Source organism: Micromonospora chokoriensis (assembly GCF_000718555.1).
In the GTDB taxonomy this organism is placed as follows: Bacteria; Actinomycetota; Actinomycetes; order Mycobacteriales; family Micromonosporaceae; genus Micromonospora; species Micromonospora chokoriensis_B.
The window spans coordinates 37046-54043 of record NZ_JOAN01000010.1; the positions used below are offsets into that span (position 1 = coordinate 37046).

The window sequence follows — 16998 nt, forward strand, 5'->3', positions numbered from 1 at the left end:
CGTCGGTCAGTCGCAGTGCTCGAACCCGCTGCCGTAGCTGACCCCGCCGGTGGAGCCGCCCCACTTGACGCACGTCCCGGTGGCGCTGGCCTTCACCGGCCCGGCGTAGTAGTCGAAGGACCCGCTGTCGGTGCTGCGGGTTCGCCCCTTGACCTCCAGGTACGCCGAGGCCGCCGACTTCGTGCCGACTGCGGTGTCCTTGAGGGTGACCACGCAGTTGGTGCCGGTGCCTGCGTCGTACAGCAGGAAGACCCGGCCCTTGCGCTGCCCGTCACCGCCGGCCAGCGTCGCCGAGTCGATCACCTGGTAGCCGCTGCCACACGCCTGCGCAGCCGTGTACGGGTTGGGCCGGCTCGACGGGGTTCGGCTGGGCGTCGGCCGGCTGCTGGTCGTGCCGGTCGGCGTGCCGTCCGGCAGCTCGGTGCGGGCGGGGTCGCCGCTGGTGGTCGCGTCGGCGGCCGAGCCGGTCGGGTCGGCCGTCGCGGTGCGGGTGACGCCCGGCGTTGCGCTGGGCCGAGGCCCGGTGGTGGTCGTCGCGCCTTCGTTCGGCAGCGCGGCGTCGGTGGCTGCCACCGACGCGCCGGCCAGCGCGGCCGGCCCGTCCGCCGCACCGGAGTTGGTCTCAGGACGCAGCGCCACCACGACCACCGTGACGGCCAGCGCGACGAGGACGACCGCGCCGGCCCCGATCAGCAGCGATCGGCGGCGGCCCGCCGAAGCGGGCCCGAGCGCGTCCTCCCGGGTTGGCTTCGGCTCGGTCGTCGGTTCGACCGCGACGCTCGCCGGTGGACGCGGCGCGCGGACCGGAACAGCGGGGACCGGAACAGCGGGGGCAGGGACGGCGGGGGCAGGGACGGCGGGGGCAGGGACGGCGGGGGACGCCAGGGCCGGGGTGGGGGCGGCCAACGCCCACGGTGGGCGGGCGGAGACCGGGATGCTCGCCAGGGTCGCGTCGCGGACATCGGCGGCGGCAGCGGCCAACTCGGCGGCGCTACCGAACCGGTCCGTCGGAAGCTTGGCCAGCGCGCGGGCCACCACGGTGGCGACCGCCGGTGGCGTGTCCGCCGGCAGCGCAGTCGGGTCCTCCTGGGCATGCCGCAGCGCCACCGCGAGCGGATTGTCGCCGTGGAACGGCGGCTGCCCGGCGAGGCAGAAGTACGCCACCGCGCCGAGCGCGTAGATGTCGGTGGCGGCCGAGACGGGCTGCCCGGTGGCCTGCTCGGGGGACATGTACGAGGCGGTGCCGAGCACCATGTTCGCGGCGGTGAGCCCGGCCATGTCGCGGGACCGGGCGATGCCGAAGTCGACGAGCACCACCCGGCCGTCGGCCTTGACCAGCAGATTGCCCGGCTTCACGTCCCGGTGCACGATGCCGGCGAGGTGGGCGGTGTGCAGCGCGTCCGCGGCCTGCGCCAGCACCGACATGGTGGTGGCCGCATCCAGCCGCCCCACCGCGCGTACCCGGGCGGACAACGGCTCGCCCTCGACGTACTCCATCACCAGGTAGTCGACCTGGCTGCCGTCGTCGAGCGTGGCCTGCCCGACATCGTGCACCGGGACCACGCCGGGGTGCCGCAGCGCGGCCAGCATCCGCGCCTCGGCCCGGAACCGGGCGGTGAACTCCGGATCGGCGACCAGCGAGGGCAGCAGCACCTTCACCGCGATCTCGCGTTCCAGCAGCACGTCCGTGCCGCGCCAGACCGCGCCCATCCCACCTGTCGCCACTCGCTCGCCCAGCCGGTACCGGTTGCCGAGCAGTACCCCCCGCGTCAACACCGAGCCACCGTACCGGCCGGCGTCAATCGAATTGATCCACCCCGTGGATCCCGCCAGGGCGAGCGAGCGGCCGTTGCGCGCCGGGCCGACTACGCTGGCGAGGGTTCGTCCCACGGGGACTTCAGCGGCGAGGGGAGACGCGGCATGGCGTGGAGCTGGCGGTACGAGGGCACGGACGGCAAGACGGTCGAAGGGCCGGCGGAGTCGTTCAGCAGCCAGGCCGATGCCGAATCCTGGATCGGTCAGACCTGGCGGGAGCTCGCGGCGTCCGGCGTCACCTCGGTCGCGCTGCTGGAGGACGACCGGGTGGAGTACCGGATGAGCCTGCTACCCACGGCCGAGTGATGGCCTACGACCGGCCGGCCGGCGACGGGCTGGTCCTCGGCGTACCCAAGGCGGCGTTCCGGCCCAGCCCGGTCTTCCTCGGCCTGGTCGCGCTCTTCGCGGTCACCGGGGTGCTGGCCTGGAACGGCTACGGCAGCGTCCGGTTCAACGTGTTCCTCTTCGTGGTGTCCGGCTGGCTGGTGTCGCTGTGCCTGCACGAGTACGCCCACGCGGTGGTGGCCTACCGGGCCGGCGACCGGGACATCGCCCATCGCGGCTACCTGACGCTCAACCCGTTGAAGTACACCCACCCGTTGCTGTCGATCGTGCTGCCGGTGGTGGTGGTGCTGCTCGGCGGCATCGGCCTGCCCGGTGGCGCGGTCTGGGTGGACCGGCACGCCATCCCGGGCCGACTGCGGCACACCCTGGTCAGCCTCGCCGGCCCGGCGACAAACGTGCTGTTCACGCTGGTGCTGGTGGCGGCGGTACGGCTCGGCATCGCGTCGGGCGGGCCGGTGGAGTTCTGGGCCGGGGTGGCGCTGCTCGCCTTCCTCCAGCTCACCGCCAGCGTGCTCAACCTGCTGCCAGTGCCTGGCCTGGACGGCGGCAACATGATCCAGCCGTGGCTCAACCCGCAGTGGCGCAAGATGTACGACCTGTTCGCCCCGTACGGCTTCATTCTGCTCTTCGCGCTGCTGTGGAACCCGCGCATCGGTGGGTGGTTCTTCGACGCGGTCTTCGCGGTCGGTGACCTGCTCGGTCTGCCGTCGTGGCTCTACGCCACCGGCCTGGACCTGATCCGCTTCTGGCAGAGCTGAGCTGAGCGGCCGGCCGGCGTGGAAGACCCACGCCGGCCGGACCGCAACGGCGTCAGGGACGCTGCGCGGGGGACTCGGTCTTCGCCGGGTCCCGCTCGACGATCGGCTCGACGATGTCGTCGATCGCCTTGAGTAGGTCGGCGTCGAGCTTCACCCCGGCCGCCTTCACGTTGTCGTGCACCTGCTCGGGGCGGGACGCGCCGATGATCGCCGACGAGACGTTCGGGTTCTGCAGCACCCACGCCACGGCGAGCTGGGCCATGCTGAGCCCGGCCTGCTCGGCGAGGGGCTTGAGCTGCTGGACCCGGGTGAGCACGTCGTCGTTCATGAACCGGGAGATGAAGCCCGCACCCGACTTCTCGTCGGTGGCGCGGGAACCGGCCGGCGGCGGCTGACCCGGCAGGTACTTGCCGGAGAGCACACCCTGCGCCATCGGCGACCAGACGATCTGCCCGATGCCCAGCTCCTCGCTGGCCGGCACGACCTCGGTCTCGATGACCCGCCAGAGCAGCGAATACTGCGGTTGGTTGGAGACCAGCGGGATGCGCAGCTCCCGGGCGAGCGGGTGCGCGGCGCGCAGCTGGGCGGCGGTCCACTCGGAGACGCCGATGTAGTGCGCCTTGCCGGAGTGCACGACGTCGGCGAACGCCTCCATCGTCTCTTCCAGCGGGGTGCTGTAGTCGTAGCGGTGGGCCTGGTAGAGGTCCACGTAGTCGGTGCGCAGTCGGCGCAGCGAGCCGTTGATCGACTCCATGATGTGCTTGCGGGACAGGCCACGGTCGTTGCGGCCGGGGCCGGTCGGCCAGTAGACCTTGGTGAAGATCTCCAGGCCCTCGCGGCGCTCGCTCTGCAACGCCCGGCCGAGCACGTCCTCGGCCCGGGTGCCGGCGTACACGTCGGCGGTGTCGAAGGTCGTGATCCCCGCGTCGAGGGCGGCCCGGACGCAGGAGAACGCGGCGTCCTCCTCGACCTGCGAACCGTGGGTGATCCAGTTGCCGTACGAGATCTCGCTGACCAGCAGGCCGGAACGGCCCAGGTGTCGGAATTCCATGTACTGACCCTAGCTCCGGTGGATCACCGGTGGCGACCGGCGACTCAGAGCACCGGATTGGCATCGGTGAGTAGGCGGTCGATCTCCGCCAGCACCTCGGCGCGATCGCGGTGCACCAGGTCGATGAGCGGCTCGCCGCGCCGGTCCAGCGCACCCCACCGCCCGGCAGGGCTGCCGACCAGGAACGCCACCGGGTGGATGACAAGCATCGGGTGCGCCGGCGCGACCAGCACCGCGCCGGTGCGGTCCACCACGCCCCGCCGACCGGCCACGTCGACCACCGCGAGCCCTTCGTCGGTGAAGCCGTCGATCTGCTGGCCATCGGCCAACTCGGTGACGAAGCCGTGGTAGCGGGTGGGCACGACGATCCGGCCGGTCCGGTCGACCGCCCCCCACCCCTCGCGCCGCACCGCGGCCAGCCCGCGGCGAAACGGTCGTACCTCGGCGAAGTTGGGCGCGACCTGCACCGCGCCGGTCGCGTCGATCGCCGTCCAACCGCCCTCACCGACCACCCAGGCCAAGCCGTCGCTGAAGGGCCGCGCGGCCCGGAAGGAGGGCGGGATCACCGTCGTACCGAGCAGGTTGATCAGCGACCAGCGGTCGGTGTCCGGCCGGCGGACCCAGGCCAACCCGTCGTGGAAGGGCTGCGCCTCGGCGTACCGGGCGGGGATGACCGGGTCGCCGTCCTGGTTGCGGTAACCCCACAGCGGCCCGTCGCGGTCCGGCAACGGGGGCCGGTCCCGGTCGAGCACCTCGTCCCGACCCCGGGGGTACGCCCCGAAGCCATCCGCCTCGGCCCGGGCGGTGACCGCGTCGAGGGCCACCCGAACCCGGTCCAGCAGTTCGGCGTCGCCAGCGCCGCGCAGGTCGAGCGCCTTCTCGAAGTGCTGGCAGGCCTCCATGAGCCGTCCCTGGTCGTAACACGACCGCCCGGCGTGCTCGTGCAGCGCGGCCCGCAACCGATCCGGCAACTCGACCGAGTTGGCCTGGGCGAAGAGCTGGTCCGCCTCGGCGAAGTCGCCGCGCCAGCGCAGCACGTGGGCCAGCCGGGCCTGGGCCAGCGCGGTCCGGCGCAGCTCGCCGGTCGCCTCGGCGTAGGTGAGGGCGAGCCGACCATCGGCCAGCGCGTCGTCCAGGTCACCGAGAATCCGCGAGGCCACCGCCCGCAGGCTGAGCAGCCGGGCCCGGGTGCGGTTGTCGATCGCCGAGCCCAACTTCTCGGTCAGCCGTCGCCGGATGGCCCGCAGGTCGTCGGGCTCCGTCAGCTCCTCGCGCAGGGTGACCGGGTCCAACCGCCAGCGGTACGCGGCCAGCACCTGCTCCGGGTCGCCCTGATCGGCCAGGGACGGGCGGGTCGGTGTCGGTGTTGTCGGTGTCGGGGGAGCGTCGTTGGGCGGCGCGGACACCGGCACGTTCTCCTCGTCCGAGCCACTTCGTGGGCCGGGTACGGCCGAGGCGGGTGGCCCGGACGTCGGCACCGCCGACGCCGGTGGTGCGGAGACGGTTGCTGGTGGTGCGGAGACGGGCGCTGGTGGTGCGGAGACGGGTGCTGGTGGTGCGGAGACGGGCGCTGGTGGTGCGGAGACGGGCGCTGGTGGTGCGGAGACGGGTGCCGGTGGTGCGGAGATGGGCGCCGCGGCGGGCGGTGGCACCGACGCGGGTGGTGCGGAGACGGGTGCCACGGAGCGCGGCGGGGTCGACGCGGGCGGCGCGGACACCGGGGCCGCGGTAGGCGCTGGTGGTGCGGAGACGGGCGCTGTGGGCGGTGCCGCCGAGACCGGCGGCTTCGTGTCGTCCGTGAACGTTGCCGGCAGCGCGGCGTCGACTGACCACTCGTCGGCTCGCGAGTCATCCGCCGGGCCCGTGTCGGGATCGTCAGCGGCGTCCGCCGACTGGTCGTGTGGCGCGACCTCGTCCGTCGGGTCGTGCTCGACCGGATCGGTGTCCTCACTGGGCAGTGCGGCGGAGGGTTGCAGGTCGACCTCAACCTCGACCTCGACCTCGACCTCGGGGTCGGCTTCGGCCTGCTGGTGGGGCATCGCGATGGCAGGTGTACCGGAGACGGGCCGGCTGCCCTCCACCGATCCTGTGTCGAAAGCCGGCTGTGCGTCGTCGTCCAGGTCGTCCGCCCAACTGCGGGGGGCGCCGGAGACGGGGCGGGCGGGCGGCGCGGAGACCGGGGCGAACACGTCGTACGGTGTCGATTCGCCGCCGCGCTCGTCGGCCACGTCGAGGTCGGCGTCGGCCCTCGGGGGCGATGTCTCCCGCTCCGGTGTGGCCGGTGACGTGGCGAGGTCGGAGTCGCCGGCCGTCGACTCATCGTCGGCCGGGTCGAGCGACTGCTGATCCGTCGCCGGCTCGCCCTGGCCGGACTCGGCCGGCTGAGCGGGGCTGAACCACGCCTCCGGTCCGCGGGTGCCCGGAACATTCTCCGGCTCGCGAACGGGCGCCACCGGCTTTTCCGAGGCCGGCGGGGGTACGTAGCGGCGTGGCGTACCAGGGGCCAGCGGGAGCACCGGCGCGGCGTCCTCCACCGGCGGCCGCGATGCTGCCGGAGCCGGAGCCGGAGCCGGAGCCGGAGCCGGAGCCGGAGCGGCCGGAGCCGGGGGTGTCGGGCCGGGGACGGCCGGGGGTGTCGGGGCGGGGCGGGTCGCCGGTGGGTTCGGCATCTGCCAGGTGGGTGGCGGGGCGACCGGCGGGCGTGCGTCCGGGCCGGGGTAACGCGGCGGCGGGGCGGGGTGTGCACCGGCCTCCGACCGCTCGTCGGGGCCGGGCGGGTCCACCGGCGCGGGCAGGTACTCCAGCCGAAGGCGCGCGGCAGGTGGACCCGAGACGGGCAGGTCGGAGGCGGGCGAGACCGGGGCGGCGGACACCGGTCGGTTCCACGCGGGCGCGGCGGGGGAGACGGGCGCTGGCGACACCGGCCGCTCGGGGGAGGCCGGGGAGGTCGGGGCGATCGGCATGGCTGAGACCGGTCGGTTCCACGCGGGCGTGGCCGGGGAGACGGGTGCCGGCGACACCGGCCGCTCCGGGGCGACCGGTGGGACCGGCAGGGCGCGGCCGGACGTGGGCGCAGCCGTCGCGGCGGGGCGCACCGGCCGCTCGTCGTGCCGTGCCGGGGTTGCCGCCGGTCGCTCGTCGGGCCGGGACGGCGTGGCCGCGGGCCGTTCGGGCCGCGCGGTCGGCCGTGACGACGTGCCCGGCTCGGCGCTGCGGTACGGGTCTGCGGGGCGGTGCGGCTCGGCGCTGCGGTGCGGGTCCGTGGTGCGGTGTGGGTCGGGGCTGCGGCCCGGCTCCCGGCTGCGGTCGGGGGTGCGGTCCTGCCGCACCGGACCCGGCGGCGGCCAGGGCAGGCTGCCGTCCGACCGTTGGCTGGGCTGCGGCCGGGGCTCGCGGTACGCGTCCTCGCGAGGCGCGTCCTCGCGGTACCCGTTCTCGCGGTAAGCGTCCGGGCGGGCCTGCTCGCGGGGTCGCCGGTCCGGGTACGCCTCGGCGCGGGCCGCCGCCTCACGGGGCTGCTGCCAGTGCGGGTCGGTGTCGGGCCGCCGCCGGTCGTCGTCGAGTCGGGGCTGGTCGGGCGTCTCCGGCTCGGGCCGCCGCCGTCGCCCACCGTTGGGTGACTGCGCTGCGCCGATTCCTTCGTCCGCGCGGTAGCGCGGCTCGGGGCGGCGGGGGTCGTCGGCGGTCCGGTCCGGGTAGCCGTCGGCGCGGTATCGCGTGCGGCCGTCCACGGGCGCCCACTGGTCGGCGCCGTCGGCGATCCGGCCGTCGTGGCCACGGGTGGGTCGGCCGCCGTATCCGTCGCCGGGGTGCCGCTCGTAATCAGCGGCGGGTCGCTCCGGTGTGCCGCGCCGACGCGGTGCGTCGTTCGGCTCCGGCACCCAGCCGGGTTCGGGTCGGGGCACGGGGGAGACCGGCGGCGTGCCTCGGTAACCCCGATCCCGCTCGGTGGGCTCCTGCGGTGGACGACGGCTGTCGTACCGCTCGGGGGTGGGCTGGTCCCGGTGCCAGGCGGCTTCCCGCGCGGGGCCCCGTTCGTCGGCGGGGCGTCGGTCGGACCAGGCGGTACGCCGGTCGGACTCGGGGGAGCGGCGTTCGTCGCGGCGGGGCGGCTCGGGTAGCGGACGACGGTACGGCTCGTGGTCGTAGTGGTGGGAGTCGGCACTGTCGGGCCGGCCGTAGGTGGACGCGTCCGCTGAGCGCTCGTCGCCTCGGGGTCGGCCGTAGGCCGGGGTCTCGCCCGGCTCGTCGTCCACCCAGGACCAGCCGCGGGATTGCTGTTCCGCGGGTGGTTCGTCGGACCACGACCGGCCAAGGTAGGTGCCGTCCGGGCGGGTGGGCGCGAGTGGCGGCACCTCCGCGCGGCCGGTCACCGTCGCCCGGCCACGCGGTGGTGGCTGGTGCGGCATGCCGATGTCGCCGGCGTAGCGCTGGCCGGGGAACTGGGGGTGCCACTCGGTGGTCGGTTCGACCACCCAGGACGGTTCGTTCGGGTCTGGCCACCGGTCGGTGTAGTGGCCGCTCATCCGTCGAGCCCGTCGCCACACCCGGCCGCTGGGCCGATTCTCGCCGGGGGTGAGCTGTCCGCAGCCGCCGTCGGGTGACCGCCGGGCGTCCGGTCGCCGCCTGCCACGCTCCGGTGGCCGGCTCGCGTCCGCTCGCTCACGCGTTGTCACCTCGTTGCAAATTGTCGCGCTGGGGCCTCACGTGCCGGTCAGGTCGCTGCTCCCGCAGGCCGTGGCTGCGGATGGAGGGTAACGGCGTGGGCTCGCTCACCGCCACTGTGGCGCCGACCACCAGTGCAAACGTTATCCCATTGGTTTCGGACATTTAGTCCGATAACCGAATCTGGTCACTGGTTGGGCTGCCGATGCTGGTCAAGATCGGCGCAGGTACGGCGAAACTGCTGCCTCCGGGACGTTCGAGGCAGCAGTTTCGCTGATGTCGCGCAGATCGGGGAGGTGCGGAACCCCGGAGGTCAGACCTTGTCGCCCAGATTGACCTGGGGCGCCGGAGCGCGCATCCGCCGGAAGGTGATCGACCGCATGACGGCGTAGAGGAAGAGCGAGCCCATCCGCTGGTCGGTCTTCGGGAAGCGCTCCCGGACCAGCTTGCTGATCTTGCGGCAGATCAACACCGAGTCGACGACCACGCCCAGCGCCAGTGCGCCCCAGAGCACGTTGGAGATCAGCCGGACCAACGGTGGCATGGCTGCGTTCGACCCGACCAGCACGATCAGCGCGCCGCCGAAGAACCAGGTGCCGACGGTACGCCGGGAGTCGACCACGTTGCGGGCCAGCAGTCGCTCCGGGCCACGGTCGCGTGGGCCGCCCTCGCGGCGGAACTCCGACGCGGCCTCGGCGCGCAGTTGGCGGCGACGCTCCCGCTCCTCCTCCTTGGTGAGGGGGCGGCTGGGGCCGGCCGGGCGACGGCCGGCGGTCGGCCGCTTGGGCGTCTCCCGACCCTTGGCCGGGGTGTAACCCCGGGGACGCTCGGCGGTCTCGTCGGGGGTCACCGAGGAGACGGCCTCGTCGACGAGGTCAGTGGACTTGCGGCGAAAGAGCGACGGCACGCCGCAAGGGTAGCCAACGGTTAACGCCCGCTGCACATCGCGGTGCAATGCAGCGACGGCTTCGGGTCACCGCGGTGACCCGAAGCCGTCGTAACCGACGAGAAGTGTGTCGGGAGTTACGGACGCTCGACGTGCGCGCCCAGGTCGGCGAGCTTCGCCTCGAAGTCCTCGTAGCCCCGGTTGATCAGGTCCACGCCGTACACCCGGGAGGTGCCCTCGGCCGCGAGTGCCGCGATCAGGTGGCTGAACCCGGCCCGCAGGTCCGGGATGACCAGGTCGGCGGCGTGCAGCTTGCTCGGCCCGGCGATCACCGCGGAGTGCTTGAAGTTGCGCCGGCCGAAGCGGCACGGGGTGCCGCCGAGGCAGTCCCGGTAGACCTGGATGTTGGCGCCCATCGAGTTGAGCGCCTCGGTGTAGCCCAGCCGCTGCTCGTAGACCGTCTCGTGGACGATCGACAGGCCGCGAGCCTGGGTGAGCGCCACGACCAGCGGCTGCTGCCAGTCGGTCATGAAGCCGGGGTGCACGTCGGTCTCCAGCGCCACCGCGTTCAGCTCGCCACCCGGGTGCCAGAAGCGGATACCGCCCTCCTGGCCCGGGTCGCCCAGCTTCGGCGCGCGGGCGTCGGTGACCTCGTACTCGCCGCCGACCGAGCGGAAGATGTTCAGGAAGGTCATCATGTCGGCCTGCTGCGCGCCGAGCACCTCGACGTGACCACGGGTCGCCAGGGCGGCAGCGGCCCAGCTCGCGGCCTCGATCCGGTCCGGAATCGGCCGGTGGGTGTAGCCGTGCAGCTTCGGCACGCCCTGAATCTCGATCACCCGGTCGGTGTGGACCTTGATGATCGCGCCCATCTTCTGCAGGATGCAGATCAGGTCGATGATCTCCGGCTCCACCGCGGCGTTGCGCAGCTCGGTGACGCCCTCGGCCATCACGGCGGTCAGCAGCACCTGCTCGGTGGCGCCCACGCTCGGGTACGGCAGGGAGAACTTGGTGCCGTGCAGCCCGTTCGGCGCGGACAGGTGCAGACCCTCCGGCCGCTTCTCGACCGTGGCGCCGAACTCCCGCAGCGCCTGAAGGTGGAAGTCGATCGGGCGAGGGCCGATGTGGCAGCCGCCCAGATCCGGGATGAACGCGTGCCCGAGCCGGTGCAGCAGCGGGCCGCAGAACAGGATCGGAATCCGGCTGGAACCGGCGTGCACGTTGATCTGGTCGGTGCTGGCGCTCTCCACGTTCGCTGGGTCGAAGACGAGCTCGCCGTCCTCGGCGCCGTCGGTGACCTTGACGCCGTGCAGGCCGAGCAGGCCCCGGACCACCTCGACGTCACGGATCTTCGGCACGTCGAACAGTCGGCTCGGGCTGTCGCCGAGCAACGCGGCGACCATCGCCTTCGATACCAGGTTCTTCGCGCCGCGCACGCGGATCCGCCCTTCGAGCGGAGTGCCTCCATGCACAACCAGGACGTCGTCGGTCAACGCAACCTCCAGCGCGTCGGTGCTGCCGTGTTGATGGTGGGGCGCCTGAGCTTTCTCGCTACCCCGGATGCGGCCATATCGAAACGGCCCGCGTGTGTCGTCGCTTGGGCAGCATAGCCCTCGGTGACGAAAAAGGACTCGGTCACATCGGCGTGTGTGCCATTAATCGGTGATCCGGCACTTTTGCGTACCAAGAGCGCTACAGAACGTGATCAGGACACTGTCGGCGGCGGAGTGTCCGCGCCAGGCAGGGCGAGCATCTGGTCCAGCGCGACCCGGGCGTGATGCGCGGTGTCGGCGTCCACCGTGATCTGGTTGACGACCCGGCCCGCGACCAGCTCTTCCAGGGCCCAGACCAGGTGCGGCAGATCGATCCGGTTCATCGTCGAGCAGTAGCAGACGGCCTTGTCCAGGAACATGATCTGCTTGTCCGGGTGTGCGAGCGCGAGCCGGCGGACGAGGTTCAGCTCGGTGCCGAGCGCCCACGCCGAACCGGCCGGAGCCGCCTCGATCGTCTTGATGATGTATTCGGTCGAGCCGACGTAGTCGGAGGCCGTGACGACCTCGTGTCGGCACTCCGGGTGGACCAGGACGTTTACCCCGGGCACCCGCTCCCGTACGTCGTTGACGCTGTCCAGCGTGAATCGGCCGTGCACCGAGCAGTGCCCCCGCCAGAGGATCATCTTGGCGTCCCGCAGCTGCTCCGGGGTGAGCCCGCCACCGGGCTTGTGCGGGTCGTAGAGCACGCAGTCGTCAAGCGACAGGCCCATCTCCAGCACCGCGGTGTTGCGGCCCAGGTGCTGATCCGGCAGGAAGAGCACCTTCGAGCCCTGCTCGAAGGCCCAGTCCAGGGCGCGCTTGGCGTTGGACGAGGTGCAGACCACGCCGCCGTTGCGGCCGACGAAGCCCTTGATGTCGGCCGAGGAGTTCATGTACGTCACCGGCACGGTCTCGCCGGCGATGCCCAACTCGGTCAGGGTGTCCCAGGTGGCCTCGACCTGGCCCAGGACCGCCATGTCCGCCATCGAGCAGCCCGCCGCGAGGTCGGGCAGGATCACCCGCTGGGTGTCGGTGGTGAGGATGTCGGCGCTCTCGGCCATGAAGTGCACGCCGCAGAAGACGATGTACTCCGCGTCCGGGCGGGCCGCGGCCTCCCGGGCCAGCTTGAACGAGTCGCCGGTCACGTCGGCGAACTGGATCACCTCGTCGCGCTGGTAGTGGTGCCCCAGCACGAAGACCTTGCTGCCCAGCTTCGCCTTCGCGGCAGTGGCGCGGGCCACCAGATCGGGATCGCTGGGCGCCGGCAGGTCGCCCGGACACTCGACGCCGCGCTCGGTGTCGGGGTCGCTGCCCCGGCCGAGCAGCAGCAGAGCCGTCGCCGTGTTGGAGGGTTCCACCCAGGTCGAAGTCACGTAGCCAATGGTCCCACAGCGCGAGCGCGACGCAGCTCCGCTCGGTGTGGGCTGCCACACTGCTCGGCATGCGCGTGCTGCTCTGCCCGGACAAGTTCGCCGGCACCCTGTCCGCACCGGAGGTGGCCGCCGCGGTCGCCACCGGTTGGCGCACCGTCACCAGCGCAGACGAGCTGCTGATCCGGCCGCTCGCCGACGGTGGCCCGGGCTTCGTGGAGGTGCTCGCCGAGGCCCTCGGCGGCCGGCGGGTGCCGGTGTCGACGGTCGATCCGCTGGGCCGACCGGCGGCCGGTGAGATCCTGCTCACCGCCGACGGCGCGACCGCCTACCTGGAGAGCGCCCAGGCGTGCGGCCTGCACCTGCTCTCCGAGGCCGAGCGCGACCCGAAGACCACCACCTCGTACGGGCTGGGTTTGCTGGTGGCCGCCGCGGTGGAGAGCGGTGCCCGCACGGTGGTGATCGGGCTGGGCGGCTCCGGGACCAACGACGCCGGTGCCGGAATGCTCGCCGCGCTGGGCGTGACCCCACTCGACGGCACTGGTGCCGCGCTGCCGTACGGCGGGGCGGCGTTGGCCCTGGTCGACGCCCTCGACGGCGCGCCTCGGCTGCGCGGTGCCCGGCTGGTCGCGGCCACCGACGTGGACAACCCCCTGCTCGGCCTGCACGGCGCGAGCAACGTGTTCGGCCCGCAGAAGGGCGCCGACCGCGCTGACGTGCTGCTGCTCGACGCCGCCCTGGAGCGCTTCGCGGCGGTGCTGGAACGGGACCTGGCCGGCTGCCCGACCGGGCTCGGCGCGCTGCCCGCAGGCGGGGCCGCCGGCGGCATCGGCGCGGCGCTGCTCGCCCTGGGTGGGGAGTGCGAGTCGGGGATCGGTCTGGTGACCCGGGCCACCCGACTCGACGCCGCGCTGGACACCGTCGACCTGGTGATCACCGGTGAGGGGTCGTTCGACCACCAGTCGCTGCGTGGCAAGGTCGTCGCCGGGGTGGCCGGCGCTGCCCGTGACCGGGGAGTCCCCTGCGTGGTGGTGGCCGGGCAGGTGAGCACCGGCCGGCGGGAGGCTGCCTCGGCGGGGGTGACCGACGCGTACAGCCTGGTCGAGCACTTCGGCGGCGAGGAGGGCGGCGGGCTCGACGCCGCGCTGAGCCGGCCCGCTGCGGGGCTGCGTGACCTGGGCGCCCGGCTGGCCCGGCAGTGGAGCCGCTGAGCGTCTCGTCCGCGCGGTCGGCCCCGTCAGGACCGGGTCGACCTGCGGCGGGGGTCACGCCACGCGGGTGCGCCCGGCCGAGGCGGCGTACGATCGGCTGAGGACCACTACCGGGAATCACTGGACGGCGCGCGACGTTAGCCAGTGCGTCCGGACCCAAACCGCGCAGGGAGACTTCCACGTGACCACGCCAGCGCAGACCGAGTCGACCGAGGCCCAGGCCCCTACTTCCGTCGTCCTCACCGACGTCGCGGCGCAGAAGGTCAAGGCCCTGATCGAGCAGGAGGGCCGCGACGACCTGCGGCTCCGCGTCGCCGTGCAGCCGGGCGGCTGCTCCGGCCTGCGGTACCAGCTCTTCTTCGACGAGCGTTCGCTCGACGGTGATGTTGTGACCGATTTCGGTGGTGTCGAGGTCGTCGTCGACCGGATGAGCGCCCCGTACCTTTCCGGCGCGACGATCGACTTCGCCGACCGGATCGACGCCCAGGGCTTCACCATCGACAACCCCAACGCGGGCAGCTCCTGCGCCTGCGGTGACTCGTTCAACTGAGTCACACCACACAGACCAGCGACGATGGGGCCGTTCTCCGGGACGGCCCCATCGTCGTGCCGGTCACAGTGGCAACGGTCTCTACGTGGTCGGCGAAAGGTGGCCGTGGCGGGCTGGTTGCCGTTGTCCGACCGAGCGGTGACCATTGGGTTGCCGTGCCGGTAGGCTGACCGCGCCCTGCTCCCGACCCCGAGGGTTGACATGAAGATCGCCGTCACCGGCTCGATCGCCACCGATCACCTGATGAGCTTCCCCGGTCGCTTCGCCGACCAGCTCATCGCCGATCAGCTGCACAAGGTGTCCCTCTCCTTCCTGGTAGATGACCTGGTGCTCCGCCGCGGCGGCGTGGCGGCCAACATCTCCTTCGGCATGGGTCAGCTCGGGCTGCGCCCGGTGCTGCTCGGCGCGGTGGGGGCGGACTTCGCCGACTACCGCTCCTGGCTGGAGCGCCACGGTGTGGACTGCGACTCCGTGCACATCAGCGAGGTGGCGCACACCGCCCGGTTCGTCTGCACCACCGACACCGACATGTGCCAGATCGCGTCGTTCTACGCCGGTGCGATGAGCGAGGCTCGCAACATCGAGCTGGCCCCGGTCGCCGACCGGCTCGGCGGTCTCGACCTGGTGCTGGTCGGCGCCAACGACCCCGAGGCGATGCTGCGCCACTCGGCCGAGTGCCGCACCCGCGGGTACGCCTTCGCCGCCGACCCGTCCCAGCAGCTCGCCCGGATGGGCGGCGAGGACGTGGTGGCGCTGATCGAAGGCGCCGAGTACCTGATGACCAACGACTACGAGAAGTCGCTGCTGCAGAGCAAGGCGAAGCTCAGCGACGACCAACTGCTGGACCTGGTCAAGGTGCGGGTCACCACGCTGGGCAAGCACGGTGTGGAGATCGCCGGGCGTGGCATCGACCCGATCCACGTACCGATCGCGCGGGAGACCCAGGCGGTCGACCCGACCGGGGTGGGTGACGGCTTCCGGGCCGGCTTCTTCACCGCGCTCTCCTGGGGCGTCGGCCTGGAGCGGGCCGCCCAGGTCGGCTCGTTGCTCGCCACGCTGGTCCTGGAGACCATCGGAACCCAGGAGTACGACGTCCGCCGCGACCTGTTCATCAAGCGGCTGGCCGAGTCCTACGGCGACACCGCAGCCGACGAGATCCGCCCCCACCTCCTCCCGTAACCCCCGCCCCGCCCTCGGCGATCTTGCACTTTCTGTCGCCGTTTCGCGGCTTCTGCGCACCTTTGTCACCGCAGAAACTGCAAGATCGCCGGGGGACGGGCGGGGTGGGGTCGGGTTAGTGGGTGCGGCGGACGTCGTAGGCCGGGCCTTCGGGGCCGTTGACGGACCCCAGGTACTCGTGGCCGCGCATCCGGCACCAGGCGGGAATGTCGACCGCCGCGGCCGGGTCGTCGGCCAGCACCCGGACCACCGTGCCGACCGGCACTTCCGGCATCCGTCGCGCCGCCGCGATCACGGGCAGCGGACAGCGCTGCCCCCGGCAGTCGATCACCTCGTCCGGCATCGTCACAGCCCCACCACCCCGGCCTCGGCGCGCAGCCCGGCGACGATGCCCGGCAACTCGGTCAGGAATCGCTCCACGTCCGCCTCGGTCGTCTCCCGGTGCAGGCTGACCCGCACGTTGCCGTGCGAGAGCACCCCCATCGCCTCCAGCACGTGCGACGGACGCAGCGTGGACGAGGTGCAGGACGAGCCCGACGACACGGCGAAGCCCCGCCGATCCAGCGCGTGCAGCAACGCCTCCCCGTCGACGTACAGGCAGGAGAAGGTGACCAGGTGGGGGAGCCGGAGCACCGGGTCGCCGACCACCTCCACGTCAGGCACCTCCGCCGCGACCCGTGCCCGGATCCGGTCCACCAGCGGCTCCAGCCGGCTGGCCTCAGCGGCCGCGTCGGCCGCCGCCGCCCGCAGGCTCGCCGCCGCCGCCACGACCGCCGGCAGGTTCACCACCCCGGGGGTACGTCCGCTCTCCCGCTCGTCCGCCGGCCAGGGTGACTCCCAGCGAGTGCCCTTGCGGACCGCCAGCACCCCCACGCCGGGAGGCCCGCCCCACTTGTGGGCGCTCGCCGTGAGCACCGACCAGCCGGCCGGCAGCGGCACCCGGCCCACCGACTGCGCGGCGTCCACGTACAGCGGCACCCCCACGTCGGCGCACGCGCTGGCCGCCTCGGCGACCGGCTGCACGGTACCCACCTCGTGGCTGGCGGTGATCAACGCCGCCAGCGCGACCCCCGGAGCCCGAACGGCGGTCGACCAGGCGGTCAGGTCCAGCCGGCCCGACCGGTCGACCGGCACCGCCGTGGCGGTGCCGCCCCCCGCGACGTGTCGCTCTGCCGCATGCAGCACCGCCGAGTGCTCGATCGCCGAGTGCACAAGCGTCGACCCGACCCGGCGTCGCCCCGCCAGCCCTCCGAGCACCGCGCCGTGGGCTGCGGTCGTACCGCTGGGGGTGAAGGACACCTCGTCAGCGCGGACACCGAGCGTCAGCGCGGTGGCCTCGCGGGCGGCGTCGAGCAGTTGCCGAGCCCGGCGGGCCTGCGTGTAGAGCTTGCCCGGATCGGCCCAGCCGTCGTCGAGCGCGGCCAGCAGCGCCTGCCGCGCGACCGGATGCATTGGCGCGGCGGTAGCCGCGTCCAGGTAGACCGGGGATGCGCTCACAGGTAAAGACGGTATCGCGGCGGTATGGCTAGGAAGCCCCCGATGGGGGGTGGACAGCGACCCCACCACGGTCGAGTCCGTCATGGTCGAGTAATCTGCGACCGTCGGTGACGCCTTTGCCGCCGGTGCTGACGAAAGA

General features: G+C 72.9%; 13 protein-coding genes. 5 read left to right on the forward strand and 8 right to left on the reverse strand.

Annotated elements, in window-relative coordinates:
* Positions 1-6 precede the first annotated feature (6 nt).
* Positions 7-1776, reverse strand: a complete 1770-nt coding sequence (locus IF46_RS0114560; RefSeq protein ID WP_157563032.1) for a serine/threonine-protein kinase — start codon at positions 1774-1776, stop codon at positions 7-9.
* Between the two features lie 144 nt (positions 1777-1920).
* Here IF46_RS0114560 and IF46_RS0114565 point away from each other — a divergent pair, with 144 nt between their 5' ends.
* Positions 1921-2121 (forward strand): hypothetical protein, encoded by a 201-nt coding sequence (locus tag IF46_RS0114565; protein ID WP_030488872.1) that lies wholly within the window; start codon positions 1921-1923, stop codon positions 2119-2121.
* Positions 2121-2918, forward strand: a complete 798-nt coding sequence (locus IF46_RS0114570) for a site-2 protease family protein (RefSeq protein ID WP_030488873.1) — start codon at positions 2121-2123, stop codon at positions 2916-2918. The genes IF46_RS0114565 and IF46_RS0114570 overlap by 1 nt, the downstream gene beginning before the upstream one ends.
* Positions 2919-2970: 52 nt before the next feature.
* Here the strand turns inward: IF46_RS0114570 and IF46_RS0114575 are convergent, their stop codons facing one another.
* The 5 genes from IF46_RS0114575 to nadA form a co-directional block, all read right to left on the reverse strand.
* Complete coding sequence (locus IF46_RS0114575) at positions 2971-3969, reverse strand: aldo/keto reductase family protein (RefSeq protein WP_030488874.1); 999 nt, start codon at positions 3967-3969, stop codon at positions 2971-2973.
* Positions 3970-4013: 44 nt separating this feature from the next.
* Positions 4014-8495, reverse strand: a complete 4482-nt coding sequence (locus IF46_RS35515; protein ID WP_269639117.1) for a WG repeat-containing protein — start codon at positions 8493-8495, stop codon at positions 4014-4016.
* Between the two features lie 452 nt (positions 8496-8947).
* Entirely contained in the window at positions 8948-9541 is a 594-nt protein-coding gene (locus IF46_RS0114585) for a DUF3043 domain-containing protein (protein ID WP_030488876.1), read from the reverse strand.
* A 116-nt stretch (positions 9542-9657) separates the two neighbouring features.
* Positions 9658-11013 carry a UDP-N-acetylglucosamine 1-carboxyvinyltransferase gene (murA, locus tag IF46_RS0114590; RefSeq protein WP_030488877.1) on the reverse strand — a complete coding sequence of 452 codons (1356 nt, stop codon included), beginning with the start codon at positions 11011-11013 and terminating at the stop codon, positions 9658-9660.
* 212 nt (positions 11014-11225) lie between these two features.
* Positions 11226-12425, reverse strand: a complete 1200-nt coding sequence (nadA, locus tag IF46_RS0114595; protein ID WP_030488878.1) for a quinolinate synthase NadA — start codon at positions 12423-12425, stop codon at positions 11226-11228.
* Positions 12426-12493: 68 nt separating this feature from the next.
* Between nadA and IF46_RS0114600 the strand changes: the two genes are divergently transcribed.
* The 3 genes from IF46_RS0114600 to IF46_RS0114610 all read left to right on the forward strand — a co-directional run bounded on the left by IF46_RS0114600 (position 12494) and on the right by IF46_RS0114610 (position 15362).
* Complete coding sequence (locus IF46_RS0114600; protein WP_030488879.1) at positions 12494-13633, forward strand: glycerate kinase; 1140 nt, start codon at positions 12494-12496, stop codon at positions 13631-13633.
* Between the two features lie 181 nt (positions 13634-13814).
* Entirely contained in the window at positions 13815-14183 is a 369-nt protein-coding gene (gene erpA / locus IF46_RS0114605) for an iron-sulfur cluster insertion protein ErpA (protein ID WP_030337969.1), read from the forward strand.
* A gap of 201 nt (positions 14184-14384) precedes the next feature.
* Complete coding sequence (locus tag IF46_RS0114610) at positions 14385-15362, forward strand: carbohydrate kinase family protein (RefSeq protein WP_030488880.1); 978 nt, start codon at positions 14385-14387, stop codon at positions 15360-15362.
* Positions 15363-15477: 115 nt separating this feature from the next.
* Here the strand turns inward: IF46_RS0114610 and IF46_RS0114615 are convergent, their stop codons facing one another.
* Together IF46_RS0114615 and IF46_RS0114620 are read right to left on the reverse strand one after the other, a co-directional pair.
* Positions 15478-15711, reverse strand: coding sequence for a sulfurtransferase TusA family protein (locus IF46_RS0114615; RefSeq protein ID WP_030488881.1), 234 nt, complete (start codon positions 15709-15711; stop codon positions 15478-15480).
* Positions 15708-16859 (reverse strand): cysteine desulfurase family protein, encoded by a 1152-nt coding sequence (locus tag IF46_RS0114620; RefSeq protein WP_030488882.1) that lies wholly within the window; start codon positions 16857-16859, stop codon positions 15708-15710. Before IF46_RS0114620 ends, IF46_RS0114615 begins: the two co-directional genes overlap by 4 nt.
* Positions 16860-16998: the final 139 nt, after the last annotated feature.

Bases quoted from the DNA above. Each gene is read 5' to 3' on its own strand.
- IF46_RS0114565 (WP_030488872.1), top strand. From the start codon at position 1,921: ATGGCGTGGAGCTGGCGGTACGAGGGCACGGACGGCAAGACGGTCGAA.
- IF46_RS0114575 (WP_030488874.1), bottom strand. From the start codon at position 3,969: ATGGAATTCCGACACCTGGGCCGTTCCGGCCTGCTGGTCAGCGAGATC.
- IF46_RS0114600 (WP_030488879.1), top strand. From the start codon at position 12,494: ATGCGCGTGCTGCTCTGCCCGGACAAGTTCGCCGGCACCCTGTCCGCA.
- IF46_RS35515 (WP_269639117.1), bottom strand. From the start codon at position 8,495: ATGAGCGGCCACTACACCGACCGGTGGCCAGACCCGAACGAACCGTCC.
- IF46_RS0114610 (WP_030488880.1), top strand. From the start codon at position 14,385: ATGAAGATCGCCGTCACCGGCTCGATCGCCACCGATCACCTGATGAGC.
- IF46_RS0114570 (WP_030488873.1), top strand. From the start codon at position 2,121: ATGGCCTACGACCGGCCGGCCGGCGACGGGCTGGTCCTCGGCGTACCC.